Below are 22,331 nucleotides of genomic sequence, written 5' to 3'. Positions count from 1 at the left end.
GACTGACGAAACGTCAGGCTAGGTCGAACTGCATGCGGAGTAGGGAGAGATCGAGGCGGACGGTCCGACCGTCCGGCAGAGTCTCCAAGACCTGCACTCCGTCGTAGTTGAGCAGTTGGCGCAGGATGGCCGCGAACCCGTCGGCCCGGGTGGTCGGATAGGACACGCGCTGGGCGAGGGCCGTCACCGGCAGGGTGCCTCCGGCGTCGAGCAGGGCCCGGATCGCTCCTTCCACCTTGTCCATCGGTGGCTTGCGCGCGAGCAGACCGATCTGCCCCTGGAACGCCTCCGAGGCGAAGAGACCCGAGACGAGGGCGTCGTCGGGACCGACGACGGTGGCGGTCACCAGCGTCTCCGCGTCGTCGGACGCCGGGACCACGGCGACGTCGAACAACGAGTCGTGAGTACGGGCCAGTTGGACCTGGACCTTCGTCGGCTTCTGCCGCGTCGGCCGTTTCGCGGTGGACGCCGGGGCGGGTTGGACGGTGGCGGCGTACGACGCGGGTTCCTCCAACAGCCACCAGGTCGGTCGCTGATCCCCCAATTCCCGCCAGGCCGGAGGAGGGGGTGCCCCGAACGGCAGGAAAGCCAGGACCGGAATCGTGAACTCGGCGAGGGACGCCCCGCCGTGATAGCCGGCCTTGCGAGCTGTGTACCGCGAGTCGGCGTCCCACAGGGCGACGATCGAGCCTCCCGGCTGCGGCGCGACCACCCGGGTGCCGTGCAGCGCGACCTCAGCGGGGCCTGTCTTGCCGTCCGGGGCGCGGTGCCGGGCGGACAGCGGTGAGCCGGTGTCCACCTTCAGCCCGTGCCGGTCGACGACATGCCCGTGGTCGCTCGTGATGACCACGGCCATCCCCTGCGAGGCGGCGAGCCTCAGCAGATCCGGAAGGCCCGGGATGTGGCCGACCCGCCAGGCCCCGTCACCCAGCTTCTGTTCCTTGGCGAGCCGGTCGTCGATCGCGTTGAGGACGACTGCGACATGCGTACGGCCGTCCATGAGCGCCTCGGTGAGCGCGGACCCGAACGTGTCCCCGGCGCTGTCGGCCCGCAGGTCGTCCTTGTGGAACACGGCCGCCGGCGCTCCGCCCCAGAGCGGGAGGGCGGGGAACATCTGTGCCTCGTCGCTCTGCGATCCCTGCGTCAGTCTGCCTGCGAACAGCGAAGTACGGGACACGGAGGTGAGGGTGGGGAGAGCCGCGGCCATGGCACGGCGTCGCGGGGGTTTGCCCTCCTCGGTCACCGGATCGAACTCGGCCCAGGAAGCGCGGAGTTCCTCACCCAGCTCGGTGGCGATGGCCGCGCTCATCCCGTCCAGGACGATCAGCAGCACACGCCGGTCGGTGCCTCGCACCACCGGTTTCACCACCCGCTCCAGGAACGTCTCCACCGTCAGCATCCCGCCGGGATCGGTGCCCGCCGCGGTCCAGGTCGCGAGGACGCCGACGAAGGCGCGGTCGATCTCGTGCCGGCGTTCCCGCACGCGCTCGGCCAGCGCGTCGTAGGCGGCCCTCAGCCGGTCGTCGGAGTCCCCGCCGGCCTCGATGTGTTCCAGGGCCCGGTCGACCCACGCGGTCTCGTCGACATGGCGCTTTATGGCCGCGCCGACATGAGACGCCTCCATCGCCGGCTCGGTGGCCAGCCACTGGACGAGTCGCTGCGCCATGCGGGTCCGCTCGATCCGCGACTGGACCTCCGGCCCTTGTGCACGCCTGTGCTCACTCAGGGAACGCACGGCGGTGTCGAGCGGTCCCGGATCACCGGCTGCCAGGGCAGTCCCGACCGTGGTGAACCTGGCGTCCAGGCCGGCCGGCAGGAGGGGACTGTTCCTTGCGGCGGCTTCCGCGCCGAACTGGCGGACCAGCGCCGAGGCGCGCTCCAGCACCATGTCGCTGGTCCGGCGGGCCTCACGGGCTGCTTCCGAACCTGCGACACCGTCCCTGGCGGCTGCAGCGAGGAGCGTGCCGACGTAGTCCTCCGAGGCACGGCCGAAGGCGGCCGCCATGGCGTCGAGTTGCTCGCCCCGCGCCGGGGGACGCTCTCCGAACCAGCGCTCTGCGCGACCGCGTGCCGTGTAGACGGCCGCGTCCGGTTCGGCATGGCACCACAGGGCGGCGCAGACGAGTCCGAAAGCCACCGCGTCCGGTCCGTGCTCGGCCTCGACGAGGGCCAGGAGTGCCCGCCCCGCGAGTCCGGCTCGGTCGTCCTCGCCGAGGAACTCCGCCAGGCCGCCGCGTTCGGGGCCGCGCAGCGCCAGGAAGCGCTCCGGACGTCCTGGAAGCAGGGACCAGTCGAGCAACGCGTGAGTGTCCAGCCGGTCGGCGGACGTGGTGTGGTCCTGCCGGGCCGTCTCGTCCTCGTAGCTGCCCAGCCTCAGGCGTCGCAGCGCGAGCGCGGACAGGGCCGTGCCGCGCGACAGGATGCCGCCTCCCAGCCGGGGCCAGCCACCCCTCGGCGGCGCGGCGTCCAGCAGGGCCTCCGCGGCCCACTTGTCGTCCCTGAGCCGCTGGTCGACCTGATGCGCTCCGAACGCGTCACGCACCACGTCCCAACTATCCACCGTGTCGATGCGCTTCTTGTGGGCGCGGGCCAGGATGGCGGGGTCGAGTTCGTTCTGTTCGCGGTCGGTCAGGACGACGAGCAGGGCGGGGCCGGTCGCCGTGCCCGACAGGTGGCCGAGCAGCAGTTCGTGCACGGCGAGCGGGGAGGGCGCCGCAGCGATCCGGGCCGACAGCCCGTCGCCCCAGGCGTGTTCGGCGGGTCCGTCCCACTGCGGCGACGAGCGCAGCAGCACGGCCCGCCGTTGGTCCCGGCCTGCGAGGGCGTCGGCGAGTGAACTCTGGGTCGACAGGTACTGGGTGATCGTCGCGAGATTCAGCCGCACTGCCACCGTGCTGGTCGTCGCCGTGCTCATCCTTCGACGACCTGCCAGGTGAACGCGACCTCGGTACCGGGTTCACGGGCCGCCAACTCCGCGATCTCTGCCTGGAGTTCGGCCACAGCCTTGGACGCGGTGGTCCGTCCGCCGCCGGAGCGCTTCACCCGTCCCGAGGGGGAGGGAACCGGGCTCGGCGGCTGCTCGGGCACCGACGGATGACTCGACGGTGTGTCGAGTGGCACATCACTGGGGCCCGGGGCCGGGGGAGCAGGGGGCGGAGTCGGCGTAGCGCGGTTGCGCTTCACCAGTGCCAGCACTTCGCGCTGCGTCCGAGCCAGCGCCTCCTTGAGGTCGTTGGTCCGCTGGTCGCTCTGCGCGGCATTGCGCAGGGACTCCAGCAGCGCCTCTCCCCCGGGGCCCTCCGAGGTGGCCAGGTCGAGGGTGGTCCAGGACGTCGAGTCCAGCGCCTGGGCCACCGCGCGGGCCTGTTTGACCGAGGTCCCGAACCGGTCCGCGCCGACCTCTCCGAAGTCGAAGGCGGCCAGGGCCTCGACGGTCTTCCGGGCTCCGGCGGCCCCCTGACCGGCCGAGCGTGTCAGCGCCTGGAGCAGTTCGACGGCTCGCCGCGCGAGGGCCAGACGCCCGCCCTCGGCGGTCTCGTCGAGGTGGAGGAAGCCGACATGCCGCTCCAGTTGGGTCACCAGCTCACGGGCTGCCTCCTGGTGGGCGCCCGCCTGCTGGGCGATCTGCCGGGCGAGCTGGTTGACCATGCGGCCACGCCGCAGGGTGGGGGCCGGCTCGCCGAACACCGCAGTGAACCGCTGCCGGGCAGTTGCCCAGTCCTCCTCGGACGGCAGCGGCTGGCTGCGCAGCGCGTCATGGTCCTTGATCTCGTTCAGGGCGGGCGCTGGGTCGAGGGGCGTGCCCGCGCGCACCCACACCCGGTCGTCCATCTCGGCGAACGAGGCCACGACGAGCCGGGCGAGGAAGCCGGGCAGACCGCGCGGTGTCGGCCGGTCCGTCCAGTCGGTGAGGGTGATCAGGCTGAGGTCGCCGGTCACGCCCTGCCCGCTGGCGAGCTGCCGGAAGTGGTCCGCCCAGTACTGCGACAGCTCGAAGTAGGCCTCCTTCTGCAGGCCCAGCCGCAGCGGAGTGGCCACCCGACGCATCAGATTCCGGTCGGGGGCGGGGACTTCGGCGCGCCCGTCGCGAGCCTCGGCGGCGGCCCGTACGTGTGTGAACACCTTTCGGGCGTCGGCAGGCTTGACGACCATGCCGGTGTTGTCGGGGTCGAGGTTCGGGTGGTCCGGGTACTGGCTCGCGAGCAGCTTGCCCGCGATGTGCCGGATGCCGTCCCGCATCGACTGACCGAAGGACAGGACCAGCCCCTCGACCTCGCGCAGCGACTCCAGATGGTCCCCGAAACCGAGCTCCACGTCGGTGGCCTTCTTGTCCGCCAGGCCGTATGCCTGCTTGAAGGCCGCCTTTACGTTCTTGAGCAGCGACTCCCGCTGGGTCTCCAGAAGCCCCTTGGCGCGGGCCCGGTTGTCGGGACTCAGATGGCCTGCGTACTGGCCGTCGAACCGCTGGCTGTCGGAGAGCGCCTTGTCGATGACGACGAGACGGCGGAAGTCGGCGTACCGCTGGCTGGAGAGATGGGTCGGCAGCCACGCGACGCTGCGGGACGGCTCGCCCTGCCGCTCACGCAGCCGCTGCATCCGGTTGGCGTCCTCGCGCGGCCCCCACTCGCTCTCGTCGAAGGGGAGGTCGATCACGATCCGCCAGTGCCCGTCCTGCTGGGGCATCAGGTCATGGTCCGGCAGCGCGTCCTCGTCGGCGACGTTGCCGAACACCACCTCGACACTGCGGTCGGTGCCGCGCCACGCGAAGTGCACCTCGTTGATCAACTGCGTCTGGTCGATGCCGAGTTCCTCGACAAGGAGCCGCTTGGCGAGAGCCTCGCGATTGCCGGGGTTGTCGTTGACGTTGGCGTTGGCGATCACCGAGTCGACGTCGACGCCCGACAGTTCGAGCCGGACGCCCGGGTTGCTCTCGGTGCCGGTCTCCTTGATCTCGGGGAAGCGGCCCGCCCACTCGGCGACCTTGTTCTTCAGGATGCCGTACTCGCGGCCCGGGATCGGGGCGACCACCGAGCCGTAGTTGAGGGCGGACAGGCGGCGGATGGTCAGGTCGGACAGAGCGGGGACGCTCGGGGCCAGCGCCGACAGCAGCAGTGTGCCGACGATCCGGTTGTCACCGATGAACTGCTTGATCCGGGCGCGCAGTTCGGGGTCCGTGACGCTGTCGGGCCGGTGGCTGTACTGCTCGATGTTCTCCTCCGTCACGTTGTGCGTGAGCAGGAGGTACGGCCGCAGCTTGGTCCGGTACAGCTTGTCGGCCGCCTCGAAGACCACCTTGAGGCTGTCGGTGAACGGCTTGTCGCCCCCCGCCGTGATCAGCGGGTACAGGTCGCCGACCGGGATCAGGTCACCCAGCCGCAGCTCGGCCCGGTGGGCGGCGAGCAGTTGCCCCATCAGCTTCATGCCGGTCCGGTTGCGCTGGAGCGCGGACGACACGTGGACGAGGGTGTCCATGAACGCCGGCGAGAAGGGATACGTCAGCCGGAAGCTCTCCTCGTCCGCGCCGACGCCGTCGGCACCGCGGTCCGAGCCCAGAAGGGTGTCCCACACCTCCTGACGGATCCTGCGGGTCTTCTCGAACTCGGCGTCGACGAGGGCGGCGGACTCGTCGTCCTTGGGCTTGAGGAGGCGGGCGTGCGCGACTTGGGGGAGGTTGCGGTCCTCCAGCGTGATCTTGTCGAATCGGCCCGAGGCCAGGTTGAGCGTGTCCTGGATGGACGCCTCGGCCGCGCCCGACACCTCCTCGCTGACCAGTTCCCGCAGGTCGCGCTGACGGGCGATGAACGAGATCACCGGCACGGCACGGCGGGCGTCGCCGCCCTCCACGAAGTTGGTGATCTTGCCAGCTTCCTTGGCCACGAACTTCTGGTCGTGGATGAGGGTCGCGAGCCAGAGGATCAGCTCGTCCATGAACAGGATCAGCCCGTCGTAGCCAAGCGACTTGGCGTGCTCGGCGATCACGGACAGGCCGGCATCGAGCGAGACGAACCCGTGCTCGTCCTCGGCGGCGTTCCTCGCGAAGCCCGGCAGCAGGTGAGTACTCGCGTCCTGCACCAGCCGCGCCCGCAACTCGGCGGGCGTCGATGGGCTGACCAGGTTGAGTGCCTGGCCGCCTTCGTGGACCTCCTCGGCGGTGAGCGCGGTGTCGAGCAGCTCAGGTGTCCAGCCGAACGCCTCGCCCCACTCGTCCTCCTCGTCGGCCGAGCTGTCGCCACCGTCCGCTGAGATGAGGCCGCCGATCACCGCCTGGTCGCCCAGGCGGGACCGCATCGCGCGGATGTCCTCGAACAGGGCGTCCGTCCGGTACACCTGTGGCGTCGGAGCCTCGGGGTGCAGCTTCTTGACGTGGCTGACGTACCCGCCGAGGACCCGCTGCTCCAGGGCTTTCGCCCCGAGCATGTGGTACGGCACGAGCAGGAACCGCTTCCCCTCTGTGCCGAGCCACTCGTGCTTGGTGAGCACCGGGTCTAAGTCCGCTCGCGCGCGGGCCGCCGGGGCCCCGCTGAGCAGAGCATGGAGCACCGCCATGAAGTGCGACTTACCGGAACCGAACGACCCGTGGAGGTAGGCCGCCTTCGACGTATGTCCGTCGAGCGCGGCCTGGATCAGCCCGAGCGCCTCGTCGAAGTTCTCCAACAGCCGTTCCGTGACCACGTAATCCCGCAGCGCGCGCTCCGCGCCCTCCGGGGCTGTCGCCTCCGACAGCTGGAGGACGAAGTCCGACGTGGAAATGGACTCTTTGATATGGATGACATCGCGGAGTAAAAGCGGCTGTTGGGACATGAGCGATCACTCCCCGACGAGCGGCTGCGCAGGATCATCCGATGGTATGACGTACCTGGCAACGCATGACCACTTTTCGCACACGCATGACTACGCGAAGGCGGGCGCTTCCACTCCGGACGCCGGATGCACGAGCGAGCGCAGCTTCTCGCGTGTCTCCGGGTCAGTCGAGTAGATGATGGTGCCGACCATGCCCCGGGTCAGCAGCACCTTGTAGGTGTTGCGGATCAGCCGGCCGATCTCGCTGTCCGGCGTCGCCTTCGTGAAGATCGGGTCCTTGGACGCCGTCCGGTCCACGACCCAGCGGTCCGTACGCCACACCAGATCAGGCCCGATGATCACGCCCGACCAGTCGTACTCGAAGCCCTGCGCGGTGTACACGCAGCCGACCTGGCCGAAACCGTCCGGGTCGGTTGCCCACAGCGGTGCGGGCGGCGCACCGAGCACGGACCGGTCGCCGTACACGTTCCAGGGCCGCGCCCACTGCCCGATGGCGACGTCGGCGGGCAGCTCGTTCATGTCCGGGGTGACCTTGGTGGTCCACTTCCAGCAGTAGCCGGCCGACATCCGCGCGCCATAGCCGTCCGCACGGCGGGCAACGAGGAAGTCCTCCAGCTCCTGCGGGCTCTCGGCGGTCCGCAGTTCCAACTTGCCGTCCGGCTCCCACGGGTTGGGCGTGCCGCCCTCCAGCCCGAGCAGGTCGACGACCCACTTCTCGTACGCGTCACTGCCACCGCACCGGAACTGCCCGTCCAGCTCTACGACGGTGCATTCCAGACCCTGCGCGGCGGCGGCCCGCTTGATCTCGGCCTTCGTCCCCATCTCCCCGGGCCGCACCACCTGGTGCTGGTCGAGCAGGAACACCGGCACTCGGGCAGCGTCGATCAGCTCCGCCACCTGAGGGCGGCCGGTGCGCAGTTCCGCCTTCGTATAGCGGTTGGCGGAAGTCTTGCGCAGCCGGTGGGCCTCGTCGCAGATCAGTACGTCGAGGTCGTTGGGCTCGGCGTCCATGAAGCTGTTGAAGTACATGAACAGCTTCTGCACGGCGGGCTTTCGCGCCCCGGCGACCTTGCGCATGGTCTTGGTGAACGACGCGGACCCGGTCGCGTGCAGAGCGGTCACGCCCTGCCGGTACAGCTCACCCAGGAGCGACAGCGCGACCACGCTCTTGCCGGAACCGGGGCCGCCGGTCACGACGACGACCTGCTTGTGGTTGGACCGCTTCGCCTTGCGCACGGCGGACATGACCTGCTCGTAGGCGACCCGCTGTTCGGCGATGAGCACGAACTGCTCGCGGTCGCGGATCTCCGCCGCCGCGACGGCCATCAGTTGCTTGGACGGCCGGATCTTGCCGCTCAGCAGTACGTCTGCTGCCTCCGCGCCGGGCTTCGCGGCGAGCCGTGAACGCAGGAAGTCCAGGAAGGCGCCGCGCTGTTCACCCGTGTACAGGCGGCCGTGCTGGTCCTCCTTGACGCCTCGCAGACCCGCGATGCGACCTTCGTTCGCGTTGTGCAGGAAGGCCACCCCGGCGAGGGCCTTCGGCATCCGTTCCAGGGCGCCGTTGAACGACAGCAGGTACTCGCAGTAGCCCCGGACCTGCTCGATCGGGTTGAGTACGGCGTCCGGGTACGCGTCGATCCGGCACAGCAGCGGCTCGTCCTCCTCCGGGTAGGCCGCGCTCCACTGCTTCAACTCGACAATGACGTACGACGGTTCGCCCGTGGTGGGGTGTACGCCCGCGAGTACGGCGTCGGCGCGCTTGCTGGTGAGCGGCAGGCTGTACTCGATCAGAACCTCGACGTCACCGAGCCCGGCGTCCATGAGCGCGTTGACGAGAGCCGGGAGGCTGCGTTCCCAGGACCTGATTTCCGACTGCCCGGCGCTCCGGCCGTGCAGGTGACGGAAGTTCTCGGTCAGATGCAGCGCCAGCGATCCTTCGAGAATGCGGGTGGCCACGGACGCCGCGGACTCACGGAACAGCAAGGAGATGCCCCCAGGCAGCACGAAGAAGACTCGTGCGGGTGGGGGCATGTCCTTCGAGCGCCGCCGCGCGCTGTGGCGAGGCGGATCAGGAAGCCCGTCGGGCCGCTGAGATTGGTTCTCGTCATCCTAGGTGAGGGTGTTGATCACGGGGAGGGGATCGGTACGGAGTCGGCCATGACGGGGTGGGAGGTAGGTGTCGAGGCCCGGCTTCGGACGGGTCGGATGTGGAAGGGCGCCGTCATCTCGACTGCCTGCTCCGGAAGTTGGCATCGGCGACGAGGGTGCTCAGCAACTCGGCCTGGGTGAGGGTGCGGAGGTCGGTTCCGCTGATTCCGTGACCCGGTTGCGCTGGGTGAATTACCCTGCGTAGTCCGGTCGTTACGAGGATGCGGCCGGAAGTGAGCCGCCGGGTTGTGGCTGGGGCGATGGTTCCCCGTCGCGCTGAGGTGGTTCCACACGTTCCCCGTCGCTCACGCGCATGTCCCGGAGGGAGTGGTATGCCGCAACGGCGCGTCATCACCGACCGCAGTCAGGAACCCCGCCAGCGGTTCGCCGAGGAGTTGCGGAGGCTACGGGAAGCGAGCGGGCTGAGCCTGCGGGTGCTCGGTGAACGGCTCGGCTGGGACTGGTCGTTGTTCGGCAAGATGGAGAACGGCGAGACGCTCGGTAGCCCGGAGGTTGTCCAGGCCCTCGACACGCACTACGGGACGCCGGGGCTGCTGCTCGCGTTGTGGGAGCTTGCCGCTGGGGACCATACGCAGTTCCGCGAGCGGTACCGGCGGTACATGGCGCTGGAGTCGGAGGCGGTGAGCTTGTGGCACTTCGCGGTGAGCGTGCTGCCGGGGTTGTTGCAGACGTCGGGGTATGCGCGGGAGATGCTGGCGGCGGGCGGGCTTGAGGGGAAGGAACTTGAGCAGCAGGTCGATGCCCGGATGGGGCGGCGGGAGCTGTTGGAGGGGAAGGATGCGCCGCCGTTCCGGACGATCCTGTCGGAGGCGGTGCTGCGGACGCCGTTGCGGGACGGGGCGGAGTGGCGGGGGCAGTTGGAGTACGTGGCCGAAGTGGCCGAGCGGCCGAACGTGACGGTTCATGTGCTTCTGCAGAGCGCGGGTCTACACGGTCTCGTGAGTGCCGACATGTGGTACCTCCTCCTTCCGGAGGGCAGGACCGTCGCGTATACCGAGAATGGATACCGGGGCGAACTCATCGAGGAATCTGGCCCTGTTGTGCGTTTGCAGAAGGCGTACGATGCGGTGCGCGACCTGGCGCTTTCCCCGGTGGAGTCGCGGAAGTTCATCCTGCAGATGTTGGAGGAAGTCACGTGCGATCCATCGACCTGACTGCCGCGTCCTGGCGTAAGAGCAGCTACAGCAACCAGGACGGTGGGGCTTGCGTCGAGGTCTCTGACGACTTCGCCGCTGTCGTCCCGGTACGGGACAGCAAAGTTCCCCACGGGCCGCTGCTTGTGTTCCCTACTGGCGGGTGGACCTCCTTCGTTTCCGCAATCAGGAACGGGCAGTTGAGCGACTGATCAGGCAAGGCAACGGCCCCGCGATCTGTCCCGATCGCGGGGCCGTTGGCGTAACTGGCGGACTACTTCTTGGTGGTACGGCGTCCTCTGGTCGCGGCGGCTGGGCGCCAGGCGCGCAGGTCGTCGTCGGTGAGGCCGTGCTTGCCCTGCTCCATCTGCCGGTCGCCCTCGAAGAACTTGGCAGGGGTCGGGGCGAAGAGCGGATCGGGCTCGTTGTGCCACTGCTTCAGCCACGGCTGGAGTTCCAGCAGCCCGGCGAGGAGTGGGGTGACCTCTTCGGTGGTCAGGCCCTCGTGGGTGGCGATGTATGTGTCGAGCGCGACTGCCTGCTCGCGGTGGTCCCAGCCAGCCCAACCGTAGAGGTCGGGGGTGGGGACGTTGGTCCGCGCGTACGAGATGAACCGCTCCTTGGGCACGTCCAGCTTGCCGCGGGCCCGCCAGTAGGAGGGGCGCAGGAAGTCCGCCGAGGTGTACTTCGGCGGTACGGGGATGGTGTCCCGGATCTTCCGCTTTGCCGGCTCGTCCGGAGCTGCGTCCTCCTGCCGCTGGAGATCCCAGACGTTCTCCCAGTCCGCGCGCTTCTTGAGGGCGGTGGGCTTGTAGCGAAGGGCGGCGAGGAAGGGCACGTGCTCGTCGGCCATCAACTCGGAGACGATGGTGTGTAGTTCCTTGTGGGGCGAGTAGATCTTGGCGACAGAGGCGAAGTCCTCGTCGCGGGAGAGGTTGTCGGTGAGACGTGAGAGGGTGACGAAGGCGGGCATCCCATTCTCGTCGAACCAGTGTGCGCGGTTCTCGATCCGGTAGAGCAGCCAGCTCCGCAGTGCCTTCTCCTGAAGCGCGTCCCACCCTTCCGTGGCCCAGCGCCGCTTGTACTCCGGCCGCTCGACCATGCCAATGGCGCGGGACGACTCGATGGCGTCGATCCGCTTCTCAACGACCTCGCGGTAGGCGGCGGGCCAGTGAGTGGGCATCTCGGTGACTGGAGTGGACCCGTGTCGCTTGAACCACTCATCACTGGCCTCGCCTGCGGCGACCCGACGGGCGAGCACGATCTCGAATGCGCGCTCACCGAGGGCGAGTTCAGGGATATCTAGGGAGTTGGGGTCCTCGGAGACGCGCAGGTCCTCTGAGTGCAAGTTGTAGAGCGAGTAGACCTGCCAGTCCAGCTCCTCTTGGAGGGCGATCATGCGGGCCCGAGTGGCGTGCCAGTTAGTCCGCGCCTCGCGCAGGATGGCAGGCGTAGGAACTGCCTTGGCCATCCTGCCGCGTGGGCTGATGGCAGTCAGTTCGTTTGCGAGTCTGTCAAGAGCGGCACCGAGCTGCGTGGGATAGTCTGCTGGCAGAGGGAAATTCTGCAGTTTAGTGCCGGTGAACTCGAAGCAATTTTTCCATGCTTCGCTCCCCATAGCTGCATATCCTGCTTCGACACGGGCGCCGCCGCCTTCGCCCTTGTTGTGTGAGACTTGCTGCAGCCAGAAACAGGCCGTGGAGCTGTTAAGGAGTCCTAGCAGCCGCAGGTGTTCCGTATCACTGGCCCCCTCTCGAAGCTTGATCACTGGCGCAGTCTGCTTGAAGACCCTACCGCCCAGATCTAGGGCGAAGTGATTGTGTGTCGAGACGAAGGCAAACGTAATGGATCGGAGGGTGCGATACCGCTTCTTGAAAAACATCGAGTACTCAAACCACTGGAGTCCACGCTCTAACTGCGTGCTCCCATAGGCGACGCGATTACGAAGTTGCACACGAAACGGCCAAAGGATTCGCTCAACTGGCTCGGAAATTTGGGCTTGCAAATCCTCGGCACAATACGGCCAAAGGGAGAAAGTAGGTTCCCATGCGGCGTAGTCTCGGACATCGACACCTTCCACGATGGGCCGTTGGTGGGACTCCGGGACACGTCCGCGGCGCAGGGCTCCGGCCCCGATCATGAACGCATCATCCTCACGCGTGACCGCGCCATAGCCGATCTCCTCTACCACGTCCCGGAGGCGTGCCACAGAGGTGTGTTCGACTCCTTCGACCATTTCCAAGCCGCCATCGGCAAGCATCCACGGCTGCCTGCCGAAATATCGTTCCCGTTCCAGGTCGCCCACGGAGACCCACTGGCTCACCGATTCCGGTTCGTCGATCTGGCTCACGATGGCCTTCCAGACGAGGCCATCCTCGCCCTTTTCCGGAGCGGCAGGCTCACCCTGGACGGTCCGTACCGTACGGATAGTCTCTGAGCGTCCATTGCCGCCTCGCCTTTTTCCAATCAAAATGACGGTAGGAGTTCCATGCCCAGGGATATAGGCTCCTGATGTGTCGACGACCTCAGTTAGTTCCACCTCGTGACCAAAGTAGGATTCGATTAGTCGTGTGCCGAACTCTCTCTTCATGAACGAGTTCGCCGTGATCTGGCCGACCATGCCGTAGCCACGCCCTTCGGCGTCCCCAACCTGGGCCAACTCGAAAAACCGTTGAGCAAACGGCACTGACAACGCGTACGTCCCCGCGCACGCATCGTACAGCCCTCGATAAAGCTCATTGAGCTTCTTATCCTTTACCGTAATATATGGCGGATTTCCCACTACAACGTGATACCGTCCCGCCCGCAAAATATCCGCGTGCTCATGCACATCTTCAGTCTCATACTTGAAGTCGGCCAGCTCATCAGCCCCCTCCTCCTCCAAGTCGTCAAACAGGTTCCCCTGCTTGTGCCGATGCTTGATGAGTGAGTCACCCACCGCCAGATGAATCGGCCACTCGTACTTAGCCGCCTCCCCCAGCGTGTGCACCCCACTCGCAGCCATAGCCGCCACCAGCAACCGGAACCGAGCAATAGCCACCGCGAAGGGGTATAAGTCCACCCCGTGCACGGAGTCCAGCGACTCCTTCACCCGCTCATGCGCGTCCTTGCCGGGCCGACCCTCCGCCCACAGCCGCACCAGCCGCTGAAACGCTGCCAGCACAAAGTGCCCCGACCCACACGTGGGGTCGATCACCTTCAGGCCCTCGTACCCGAACTCGCGGACCGCCGGATCCATCGTCCGGTCGAGGATGAACTCCGCCACGAACTCCGGCGTTTGAAGCAGTGCGTATGTCTTCCGCGCGGACTCACTCAGATCCTGATACAGGTCACCCAGGAACCGTGTGTCCCATCCTCGCGTTCCGTCCTCGTCCTTCTTCAGCGGGTCCGTGAAGTCGTGGACGAGGGCGCCGTCCGCATCCCGCCGACGCCAGAACTCCACTAACTCTCGCGCGCCGTCGTGCGACAACGGGATCTGAAACAGCGGGTTGTGTCGTCGGTCGAACATCAATCGACCCGCCTGTCCCGACTCCAGGTCTTTGAACGCCTGCTCAAGCCAGCCCCGGTACGTCGGATCCTCCGACCCCGCGACGTATTCTTCGAACCGCGCCAGCGCCAGATCCCGCCGATCGGCCTCCGGTGCCGTCAGGTACGGCTCCGGTATCAGCCCGTTGTCTTCGCAGAACCGGACGAAGACAGTCCCCAGCACCCATGCCACCGCGACCTGCGTGACCCGATCGTCCAGCCAAGAGTTCCAAGTTGCCGCCGTACGGCCCCGCTTGCGCGCGTGCTCGTACTCGGCGCGCAACTTCTTGCCCTCCGCCACCACCTCGACCTGCTTGCCAAGGTCGGACTCGACTGCCTTGACCTGCTGCTTCAGGTCATCCAACAGGGCCTTGCGGTCGATCACTCGTCGTCCCCTTCGTTCCGTTCGTGCTTGAGACACTCACGTCCGTCAGGTTGGACAGGTACTCCTTTCTTACCCACGAGTCCGGCAGGTCGATCCACTCGCCCAGGCCCACTTGGTACGCCACCGCCGTGTGCCCCAGCTTTGGTTCACGCCCCGGGTCCGGCTGCGGCACCAGCAGCCACAGTCCGCGCCCGCCCTGTCGAGCCGCCTCTGCGAGCCGGTCGAGGACGCCCATGCCGTCGTAGCGAGCGAACACGGTCACCTCGGTCAGCAGGACCGGGCCCGAACCGGCGCCCGGGGCGAGTAGTTCCCGTACCTGCGGCTCCACCGTGCCCCAGGCGGTCCGCGCGTATTCGGTGAACTTCAGTGCTCCCCGCGAGCCCGGCTCCGCGACGTCTGCCTTCAGCAGCGTTTCCCAGGTCGGCTTCGTGCCCGGGGGGACCAGGGCGTGCATCGACTTCAGGAAGAGTTCCGTCACGGAGACCGCCTGTGCGGCGATGCGGAGGCCCGACAGCCTCCGTACCGCCTCGACCGTACGTTCATGGTGCACCGTCAGGACCCGGTAGCCGTCCCGCCTGGCTGAGGCCAACAGCCGTTCGTCCGCGCGGACTCCGCCCGCTACGAGCGGGTCGTCGGAGTAGCGGGTTGCTGCGCCGGCCTCCGTCGACGGGCGCCAGTTTCCGCCCGTCAGATAGGTGGACGCGCTGTCCATCCGCGTCGGTAGATAGCGGAGCGTCCGCGTGTCCTCGCGCGTCGACAGAGTCAGGTCGAAGCCCGCATCCCGCAGCGCCTTGGTCAGTGGACCGCCCGTCGGCAGCTCGTGCGTGCTCGTGCCCCGAACGTCCCTGATGACCAGCTCCGGGAAGCGGGCCCGTACCCGCTCGTGGACGTCCTCGCCCGTCAGGCCGGGCTGCCGGGCCTCCGGTACGCCTGGGATCAGCCGCACCAGGCCGGCCTGGGTCAGGCGCAGGGCCCGTACCAGGGGCAGGTCGCGCGGGTAGATCTCCAGTCGGGGCGTGGCCGCCGCGTTCACGGACGCGGCGGCGGCCAGTTCAACCAGTCGCCGTTCGTCCCAGTCCACGGCACCGGGCGGTGGGGTCAGCGCGCCCAGCTCGCTCAGCACTGTTGTAGCTGTCGGCAGAGTCTCCAGACGAGTCAGGCGGTCGGCGGTTCTGCCCAGGCGGGTCGCATAGTCGAGGAGGCCCGGAGCCGTCGGAGTATCGGGGGCGTCGATCTCCCGCACGTCCAACGCGAGCAGGCCGGCGGCAAGGGCGTCCTCCGTCGCCTTGCGGTTGGCCTGGTGCTGGAACTCGGCCTCCTCCGGCTGGAGTTGCTCCACTTCCACGACCGCCCGTACCGCCGCCAGAGCCAGCGCGCGGCGCTGTTCGCGTCCCGCCAGTTGCGTACCGCGCCGTACGGCGAGTGCGTCGGCGATCTCCACGGCCGAGGCGACCCGGCCGAGGCCCACCAGCAGGCCCACGATCTCGTCGCGCAGTGCCTGGACCCCAGGATGCTTCTTCCAGCGCTTGCGCTCCTCCTTCAGCATCTGTGGGATGCGCCCGGCGGACAGGCCGAGTGCTTCCGCCACGTCCTTCTGCTTGGGCCAGACTCCGATGCCGGGCAGCTCACCGTGCTCGTCCGGGAGACGCAGCAACAGCCGTACCATCTCGACCTTGTTGCTGTTGGAGCGATTGTTGTTCAGCTCCGGGACGAAGAGTGTGGCGAGGAGGTCGAGGCTCAGCGAGCGCAGTGCGGACTCGCTCAGGCCTGCCGCTCCCTCGCCCAGGGCCAGGGCTCCGGCGACCGCCGACTCGGTGGCGGTGAGCTGGGCGAGTTCCTCCTTCGCCTCCGCTCGGCCCTTCGGGGTGAGCGGGGAGAGCGGTGCCTCGCGCAGCAGCTTGCCCCACTGGCGCTGGCGGCGCTGGACCTCGGTGCGGGTCTTTGTGCCGAGGCCCGGCGCGTTGAGCAGCTTGCTGCGGCTGTAGTCGAGGAGGCCGCCGACGGTGGTGATCTCAAGGCCGTAGAGGAAGGACTCGGCGGCCGGGGTGAGACCGGCGGCCGACAGGTGGGTGTCGCGGGTGACCGCCGCCGCCAGGCGCTCGCGCTGCTCGTCGGCAGTGAGTGGTTCGGCGTCCGCGATCGCCGCCGCGCGCTCGCCCGCCACCGTCTCCTGCGGGGCGGGCTCGGGGTGGCGGGAACGGTGGCTGGACGGCACGGTCTGCGAGGCGTCGAGGAAGATCTTCCTCCAGGCGTCCCGCATCGGCTTCAGTTCGGGGAAGCGCTTCGCCGCGTCCCGGTGCAGGGCCTTGCGGAAGAAGGCGACCAGACCGTCCCGTACGGCCGGTTCGAAGGCGTCGGCCTGGACGGTCGGGTACGGGAACACCTTCGGGTCCGTCATCCGGGGCGGGACCGAGCCGTCGCCCCACCTGGGCAGCTCGCGCGAGGCCATCTGGTGCAGGGTGACGGCGATCGCGTACCGCTCGGCGTGCGAGTCGTACGCGGTGCGGGTCAGGGAGCCGATGAACGGGTCGAGGTAGCCGTCGGTGCCCGCCTCGTAGTCCTTGGCCGGGTAGCCCGCGAGGGAGAAGTCGATGAGGACCAGCTCGCGGGTGCGGTTGGGGCGGATGCGGATGGCGATGTTGTCCGGCTTGATGTCGCGGTGCCATACGCTCTCGCCCTCCAGGAAGTCCACGGCCCCGAACAGGTAGTCGCCGTACGCCTCCAACTGGTCCATCTTCAGCCGGCCGTGCTCGCGCAGTTGGCGCGCGACCGTCTCCTCGCGACGGCGGGTGCGTGTGCCGGTGCTGGAGTCGGCGGTCTCGGTGCCCTGCTCTGTGGCCTCGCGCTCGTCGCCCACGTACTCCAGGGCGAGGACCGTGCGGGACCCGATGCGCAGGGGTTCCGGCTCGACGAGCCGGATCACTCGCGAGTCGGGGCGCAGCCGGTTCATCACCTCGGCCTCGTGGACCAGCACTTGGCCCCGGCTGTCCGAGAGGGCCACCTTCAGGACGGCGAGCGGCCTGGTCTTGCGCGCTTCGGCCTGAAGGTCGCGGACGAGAAAGGCCCGGCTGGTGGAGCCGGTGCCGAGGCGGCGGCGGACTTCCCAGCGCCCGCCGAGTACGTCACCTGCCACCGCTTCGAGGGGGTCCTTCTCGGGGTCCTCGGCCGGTTCGGGGTCGGGTGGCGAGGTCGGGGCGGTCAGGCCGTCCTCGACGATCTCCAGCATCTCCAGAAACTCGTCCACCGAGGACAGGCGCTGTCCGGGCCGGTAGGCGGTCGCCGCCTGGACGAGGAAGTCGATGTCCTCGGAGAGATCGTCGACCAACGAGCTGGGGCGCAGCCCCTCGCCCGCCTCCAACCGTGCCAGCAGCTCTGCCTGACTTGCGGCCGGCGCCTTGCCTGTGACCAGGAGATACGTGAGGACGCCGAGGCCGTACACGTCCAGGTAGACCGGATCGGCCTTGAGAGCGGTCAACTCCGGGGCGAAGTACGGGTCGGAGCCCTCTGCCAGGTGCATCGCCGAGAGCGCGGTCGGTGCGAAGCGGGTCATGCCCTGTCCACTGTCGCCGTCCGTCCCGGAGGCGCGCTGGGTGGCGATCTGCCAGTCCGAGATCTCCAGGCGCGGGGTGAGCCAGGCGGCGTCCTCACCGACCGTCTGCCCACGGCGGCCCCGGTCGCGGGGGACGACGTGCACGGCACGGGCGGCCAGCGCCCGGTGGTGGATGCGGGCGGAGTGCGCGGAACGCATCGTCTCGGCGAGCTGGCGGACCAGCGCCATCCGGCCGAGGATGTCGAGGCTCTTGCCGTACTGGAGCAGGTACTCGTCCAGGCGGAGCGTGCGCGGGTCATAGTCGAAGATCAGGGCCGGGCCCGCGGTGTGCCCGGACGGGTAGTACTGCTTGAGTTGGACGACACCCGGGTGCTTGAACCGCTGGAGGACGGCCGCCTCACGGCGGGCCGCGTTCTCCACCGACCGCCGGATCGACGCGTCCGAGCCGCGCTCGCTGAGGTAGACGCGGACGCGGGCCACCTCGGGCAGCTCGCTGTGGCTCGCCTTGTAGTCGGCCCAAGTCGGGCCCGAATCAAAGGACTTGCGGTCCAACTGGTACGGGCCGACCTTGTACTCGGCGTCACTGCGCCGGATGCCGATCCGTTCGAGCGCGGTCCTGATCTCGCGGGATTCGACGGCCGTGATGCGGCGCCGCTCGTCACGAGGCCGTTCCTGCAGCATCGCGACCAGCTCGTCAACGGTGTGGACGCCGTTCTGGTCGTGTGCGGGCAGACGGACGCGCAGACCGCCGTCGGTGAAGCAGACGGCCTCGCCGACCCACATTCGCCTGCCGTTCTGGCCGAGCAGGCCGGCCAGCTCCTTCGCCTTCTTGTTGACCAGGTGGAGCGGGTTGCCGTGCGGGCGGCGATGGCCACCGGGGGTGGTCTGCACCCAGGTGCCGTTCTCGCTTGTCACGGAGCCGTGCCAGTCCTTGAGCTCGATCATGTAGACGCCGCCGGGGGCGACGACGAGGAGATCGACCTCGCGGACGTGACCGGTGTGGGCGGTGAAGGTGAAGTTCGACCACGCCCGCCAGGGGTCGGCGTCCGGTAGTTTCTCCCGGACGGCTTCCAGGCCACGGTGTTCATGGTCGAACTCGGACTCGGTGACCGTGGTCCACCGGCCTTGCCGCATGCGCCGTCCCCGCCTCTTGTCCCGCGTCTCCAGTGACTGTCCGCTCCTGGCTTTACGCACCGTTTCCACCGAGTCGCGGACCTGGTGAATCCTAGCCGCGGCCACCGACAACAGGTGCGCCGGTTTGTGAAGGCCGCAGCCGGAAGCTGCCTAGCCGGGAGTTGCCTGAGAGGGCGGCTTCGCCATCGGTGAGCCGGTCGATGCTGCCCGCAAGGTACGGCGAGCTGACACCATTTGACGGGCGTTGGTACGTCGATTCCGATCGTGTCAGTCGGCAACAGGCAACGCGATGGGTGCCGCCGCCGTCCTGAAGGTGAGACGTGCGTGGGACGCCTCACCGGTTGGTCGTGCGCTTATGAGCGGTCCCTGCAACTCGACCGCCGTGAAATGGCTTGGGCACAAGGAGGCCGGATCCCCGATGGCGTCGTCATGCGCTGCGACCACCCCGGGACTGCTGCGCCTTGCTCGCGTATCAGCAATTGTGTGCCGCCGTAGGGCGGCAGGACCGCTGGGCGGGTGCCCTGGCCGGCCTAGTCGCTGTAGTGGTAACGAGCCTTGAGGATCTTGACCTCTTTGTTGTCGGCTCGGTAGACGAGACGGTGTTCGTCGTCGATGCGGCGCGACCAGTAGCCGGAGAGGTCCCCCTTCAGCGGTTCGGGCTTGCCGATGCCGTTGAACGGATCGCGCTGGATCTCGCCGATCAGGCGGACGATGCGGCGCACCATCTTGCGGTCGGTCGCAAGCCAGTGCTGGAAGTCGTCCCAGGCGGCTGGGTCGAAGTTGACGTCCCTCACTCGTCACCGGCCAGTTCCTGGAGCTCCTCCAGGGTCTTGGTGACCCCCGTCTGGCCCGCACGGTCGCGGGCGACGGCTTCCATGAGGCGGCGGGCGTTGGCCGGTGAGCGCAGGAGGTAGATGGTCTCCTGCCAGGCGTCGTAGTCCTCTGCCGACATGAGGATGGCGTCGCCGTTCTTGGAGTGAATCCGTACCGGTGCGTGGTCGTCGTTGACCTTCTTGATCAGGGGGAAGAGTTCCTTGCGCGCCTCGCTGGCGGTAATGGTCATGGCACACATCCTCTCGCGGAGTGGTACCTAATATCGTACCGGACTGGTACGGAAATTCGTACCGCTTAGAGAGGTGGCCCGGGGTATGCGTTTTCGCTGAACGAACCGCCCGAGTCCCATGACCAGCACACCAGTCGAAAGACACGGACTAGCGCGCCAGCCAAGGGAGTTGGCCCCTAGGATGTGCCGCGAATGATCCCCCTTGATCCCCGCCCCGGTTGAAGGACGTACACGACTCATGAGCGACCCTGTGCCGACGCCCGAGCCGGCGGAGCAGCAGCAGAAGATCGACACGTCGGTGCCGCACTCCGCCCGTATCTGGAACTACTGGCTCGGCGGCAAGGACAACTACCCCGTCGACGAGGCGGCCGGTGACGCGTACACCGAGGTGTTTCCCGGGATCGTCGCCATTGCCCGGTCCAGCCGTGGCTTCCTGCGGCGCAATATCGCGTATCTCGTCTCCGAGGCGGGCATCCGGCAGTTCCTGGACGTCGGTACCGGGCTTCCGACCGCGCAGAACACCCACCAGGTCGCCCAGGGGCTCGCTCCCGAGGCGCGGATCGTCTACGTCGACAACGATCCGATGGTGCTCGCGCACGCCCGCGCCCTGCTGTACTCCACCGCGGAGGGCGCGACCGCCTACATCGACGCCAACGTGACGGACCCGGACCGCATTCTCGAAGTCGCCGCCGAGACGCTGGACTTCGGCCGGCCCACCGCGCTCATCCTCAGCAACATCCTGGGGCATGTCGCCGACTACGATCAGGCCCGTTCCATCGTCACCCGGCTGATGGAGGCCCTGCCCTCGGGCAGTTACCTCTCCGTCAACGACGGGTCGCGCGGCATCGACCCGGTCTTCGAGCAGGCCCAGGACGCCTACAACAGCAGCGGCGCCGTTCCGTACAACCTGCGCTCCCTCGACGAGATCACCGCGTTCTTCGACGGCCTGGAGCTTGTCGAGCCCGGTGTCGTCTCGGTGACCCATTGGCGTCCGGAGCCCGGTTCGGGTGTCCCGGAGGTCGTCGCCGAGCACGGTGGGCTTGCGCGTAAGCCGTAACGGCAGGAAGTCTCGTGGTCTGCGGGGCAGTTGGTGCTGGACGGGCCGCTGCGCCGCGATGGACTGTTCCCCTGCGCACAACCTTCCGGAAGGCCGCCTGTCTGAAAGGACACACACCTAGGCGAGCTACCGGGGGGTAGTCATGCGACGGATAGGTACTGCACTGGCCGCGATGACGCTGGCGGGCGGGGGCCTGCTGGCCGGCACGGTTCCGGCGGTGGCCGCGCCGACGGCCGTGGACTGCGCCGTGACGTGGGGGAGCCTGGACAAGACCGGTGGCTCGGTCGCCAACAGGCGGCTGGTCGACGTGCGGGTCGGACAGCACGAGTGCTACGACCGGCTGGTCTTCGACGCCCAGGGCACGGCGGCCGACCCGATTGGCTACTCGGTCCGCTACGTCGACGAACTGCACCAGGACCCGAGCGACATCGTCGTTCCGATCAAGGGCGGCGCCATCCTGGAGATCTCGCTGTTCTCCTCGCGCTACGACCCGGCGACCGGACAGCCCTACCCGGCGCTCCCGTCCGTCAACGTCACCGGGTACCGGACCTTCCGGGAGTTCAAGGTCGTCGGCGGCTCCGAGGGCTACACCCAGGCCGGACTCGGTGTCCGCGCCCGGCTGCCGTTCCGGGTCTTCCAGACGGCCAACCATCTCGTGGTGGACGTGGCGCACACCTGGTGACCGTGGCCTCGTACGATCGGATCGCCCGTCGGACCCCACCTGGTTCGACGGGAGGTCTCGTCCTCCGGGCCGTCAGCCCAGCAGGCCCGGGCCCTTCACCGTGTGCGTCGAGCCGTCGGCCAGGCGCAGGGTGAAGGTGCCGGTGAGCAGGCCGTCGGGGTCGCCGTGGGGCCACCAGGCGGTGAAGCGGCCGTCCTGGATGGTGGCCTCGGTGGTGTGCCCGTGGTCCCGTGCGGTGATGCCCTCGACGTCCGAACCCGCCCAGCCGACCACGTAGTTGAGCTCCTCGTCGCCGCTGCCCGGGGCACCCAGGGTGTCCACCTCGATGTGTCCGTCGGGCTGTTCGCGCACCGGGGAGAGGCCCTTCGCCACGCCGCCGTCCGAACCTGCCAGGCAGTACGCGGACCGGTCGCCGCGTGTCACGATCATCGAGGCGACCTGCCCGCGCAGGTCTGCGTTGCTGATCACCGGCTCGGCGCCGGTGCCGTTCGGGTCCGTCGCGTCCAGGCATCACTTTCCGGCGGCGGAACCGCGCGCGGCGGCGACGTCCATGCTCTTGGCGGTGCCGGTCCAGCTCGCCGGTTCCGAGGAGGACAGCGGGCCCGAACCGCCCATGCCGGGCAGACCGCCGTTCACCGCGACCAGCGCGAGGCCGGCCGCGAGCGCCCCGGCCGCCGTGAAGGAGAGCCGCCGTACCAGCGGGCGGCGGAACGCGGCGAGGAACGTCTCGCCGACCGCCTCGTCGACGTTCATCGGATGCGCGCGCCGGCGGACGAACCGCAGTACTCCGAGGTTCGGTCGGGCTGTCCGGGAACGCCGAGTGACGGTCATC

At 68.3% G+C, this 22,331-nt stretch carries 13 protein-coding genes; 4 read left to right on the top strand and 9 right to left on the bottom strand.

The window, feature by feature from the left end; all coding sequences use genetic code 11:
* Window positions 1–13: 13 nt before the first annotated feature.
* The 3 genes from pglZ to OG223_RS16415 form a co-directional block, all read right to left on the bottom strand.
* On the bottom strand, window positions 14–2,914 hold the full coding sequence (pglZ, locus tag OG223_RS16425; RefSeq protein ID WP_329248538.1) for a BREX-2 system phosphatase PglZ: 2,901 nt from the start codon (window positions 2,912–2,914) through the stop codon (window positions 14–16).
* Window positions 2,911–6,801 (bottom strand): BREX-2 system ATPase PglY, encoded by a 3,891-nt coding sequence (gene pglY, locus OG223_RS16420; RefSeq protein WP_329248535.1) that lies wholly within the window; start codon window positions 6,799–6,801, stop codon window positions 2,911–2,913. The genes pglZ and pglY overlap by 4 nt, the downstream gene beginning before the upstream one ends.
* Before the next feature lie 90 nt (window positions 6,802–6,891).
* Complete coding sequence (locus OG223_RS16415; RefSeq protein ID WP_329248533.1) at window positions 6,892–8,832, bottom strand: DUF2075 domain-containing protein; 1,941 nt, start codon at window positions 8,830–8,832, stop codon at window positions 6,892–6,894.
* Between the two features lie 449 nt (window positions 8,833–9,281).
* On the opposite strand from OG223_RS16415, the gene OG223_RS16410 reads away from it, so the two are divergent.
* A complete protein-coding gene (locus tag OG223_RS16410; RefSeq protein ID WP_329248530.1) occupies window positions 9,282–10,124 on the top strand; it encodes a helix-turn-helix domain-containing protein in 843 nt (280 codons plus the stop codon).
* Window positions 10,106–10,315 (top strand): DUF397 domain-containing protein, encoded by a 210-nt coding sequence (locus OG223_RS16405; protein ID WP_329248527.1) that lies wholly within the window; start codon window positions 10,106–10,108, stop codon window positions 10,313–10,315. The genes OG223_RS16410 and OG223_RS16405 overlap by 19 nt, the downstream gene beginning before the upstream one ends.
* Before the next feature lie 62 nt (window positions 10,316–10,377).
* Here OG223_RS16405 and pglX read toward each other — a convergent pair whose 3' ends face one another.
* From pglX to OG223_RS16385, 4 genes are all read right to left on the bottom strand, one after another.
* Window positions 10,378–14,013 carry a BREX-2 system adenine-specific DNA-methyltransferase PglX gene (pglX, locus tag OG223_RS16400; RefSeq protein WP_329248524.1) on the bottom strand — a complete coding sequence of 1,212 codons (3,636 nt, stop codon included), beginning with the start codon at window positions 14,011–14,013 and terminating at the stop codon, window positions 10,378–10,380.
* Window positions 13,985–18,697, bottom strand: coding sequence for a BREX system serine/threonine kinase PglW (gene pglW / locus OG223_RS16395; RefSeq protein ID WP_329248521.1), 4,713 nt, complete (start codon window positions 18,695–18,697; stop codon window positions 13,985–13,987). The genes pglX and pglW overlap by 29 nt, the downstream gene beginning before the upstream one ends.
* A 530-nt stretch (window positions 18,698–19,227) precedes the next feature.
* The gene (locus tag OG223_RS16390) at window positions 19,228–19,491 is read right to left on the bottom strand and encodes a Txe/YoeB family addiction module toxin (protein ID WP_329248518.1); all 264 of its coding nucleotides are present in this window, start codon (window positions 19,489–19,491) and stop codon (window positions 19,228–19,230) included.
* Window positions 19,488–19,760 carry a type II toxin-antitoxin system Phd/YefM family antitoxin gene (locus OG223_RS16385; protein WP_329248516.1) on the bottom strand — a complete coding sequence of 91 codons (273 nt, stop codon included), beginning with the start codon at window positions 19,758–19,760 and terminating at the stop codon, window positions 19,488–19,490. The genes OG223_RS16390 and OG223_RS16385 overlap by 4 nt, the downstream gene beginning before the upstream one ends.
* A 238-nt stretch (window positions 19,761–19,998) precedes the next feature.
* Between OG223_RS16385 and OG223_RS16380 the strand changes: the two genes are divergently transcribed.
* Both OG223_RS16380 and OG223_RS16375 read left to right on the top strand, forming a co-directional pair.
* Window positions 19,999–20,817 carry an SAM-dependent methyltransferase gene (locus OG223_RS16380; RefSeq protein WP_329248513.1) on the top strand — a complete coding sequence of 273 codons (819 nt, stop codon included), beginning with the start codon at window positions 19,999–20,001 and terminating at the stop codon, window positions 20,815–20,817.
* Window positions 20,818–20,959: 142 nt separating this feature from the next.
* Entirely contained in the window at window positions 20,960–21,499 is a 540-nt protein-coding gene (locus OG223_RS16375) for an AMIN-like domain-containing (lipo)protein (RefSeq protein ID WP_329248509.1), read from the top strand.
* A 72-nt stretch (window positions 21,500–21,571) separates the two neighbouring features.
* Here the strand turns inward: OG223_RS16375 and OG223_RS16370 are convergent, their stop codons facing one another.
* Window positions 21,572–21,967: a hypothetical protein gene (locus tag OG223_RS16370; RefSeq protein WP_329248506.1), complete on the bottom strand. Its 396-nt coding sequence runs from the start codon at window positions 21,965–21,967 to the stop codon at window positions 21,572–21,574.
* Between the two features lie 42 nt (window positions 21,968–22,009).
* Window positions 22,010–22,330 (bottom strand): hypothetical protein, encoded by a 321-nt coding sequence (locus OG223_RS16365; protein ID WP_329248501.1) that lies wholly within the window; start codon window positions 22,328–22,330, stop codon window positions 22,010–22,012.
* Window position 22,331: the final 1 nt, after the last annotated feature.

Source organism: Streptomyces sp. NBC_01478 (genome assembly GCF_036227225.1).
In the GTDB taxonomy this organism is placed as follows: domain Bacteria; phylum Actinomycetota; class Actinomycetes; order Streptomycetales; family Streptomycetaceae; genus Streptomyces.
This window is presented reverse-complemented; position numbering and strand designations above follow the sequence as displayed.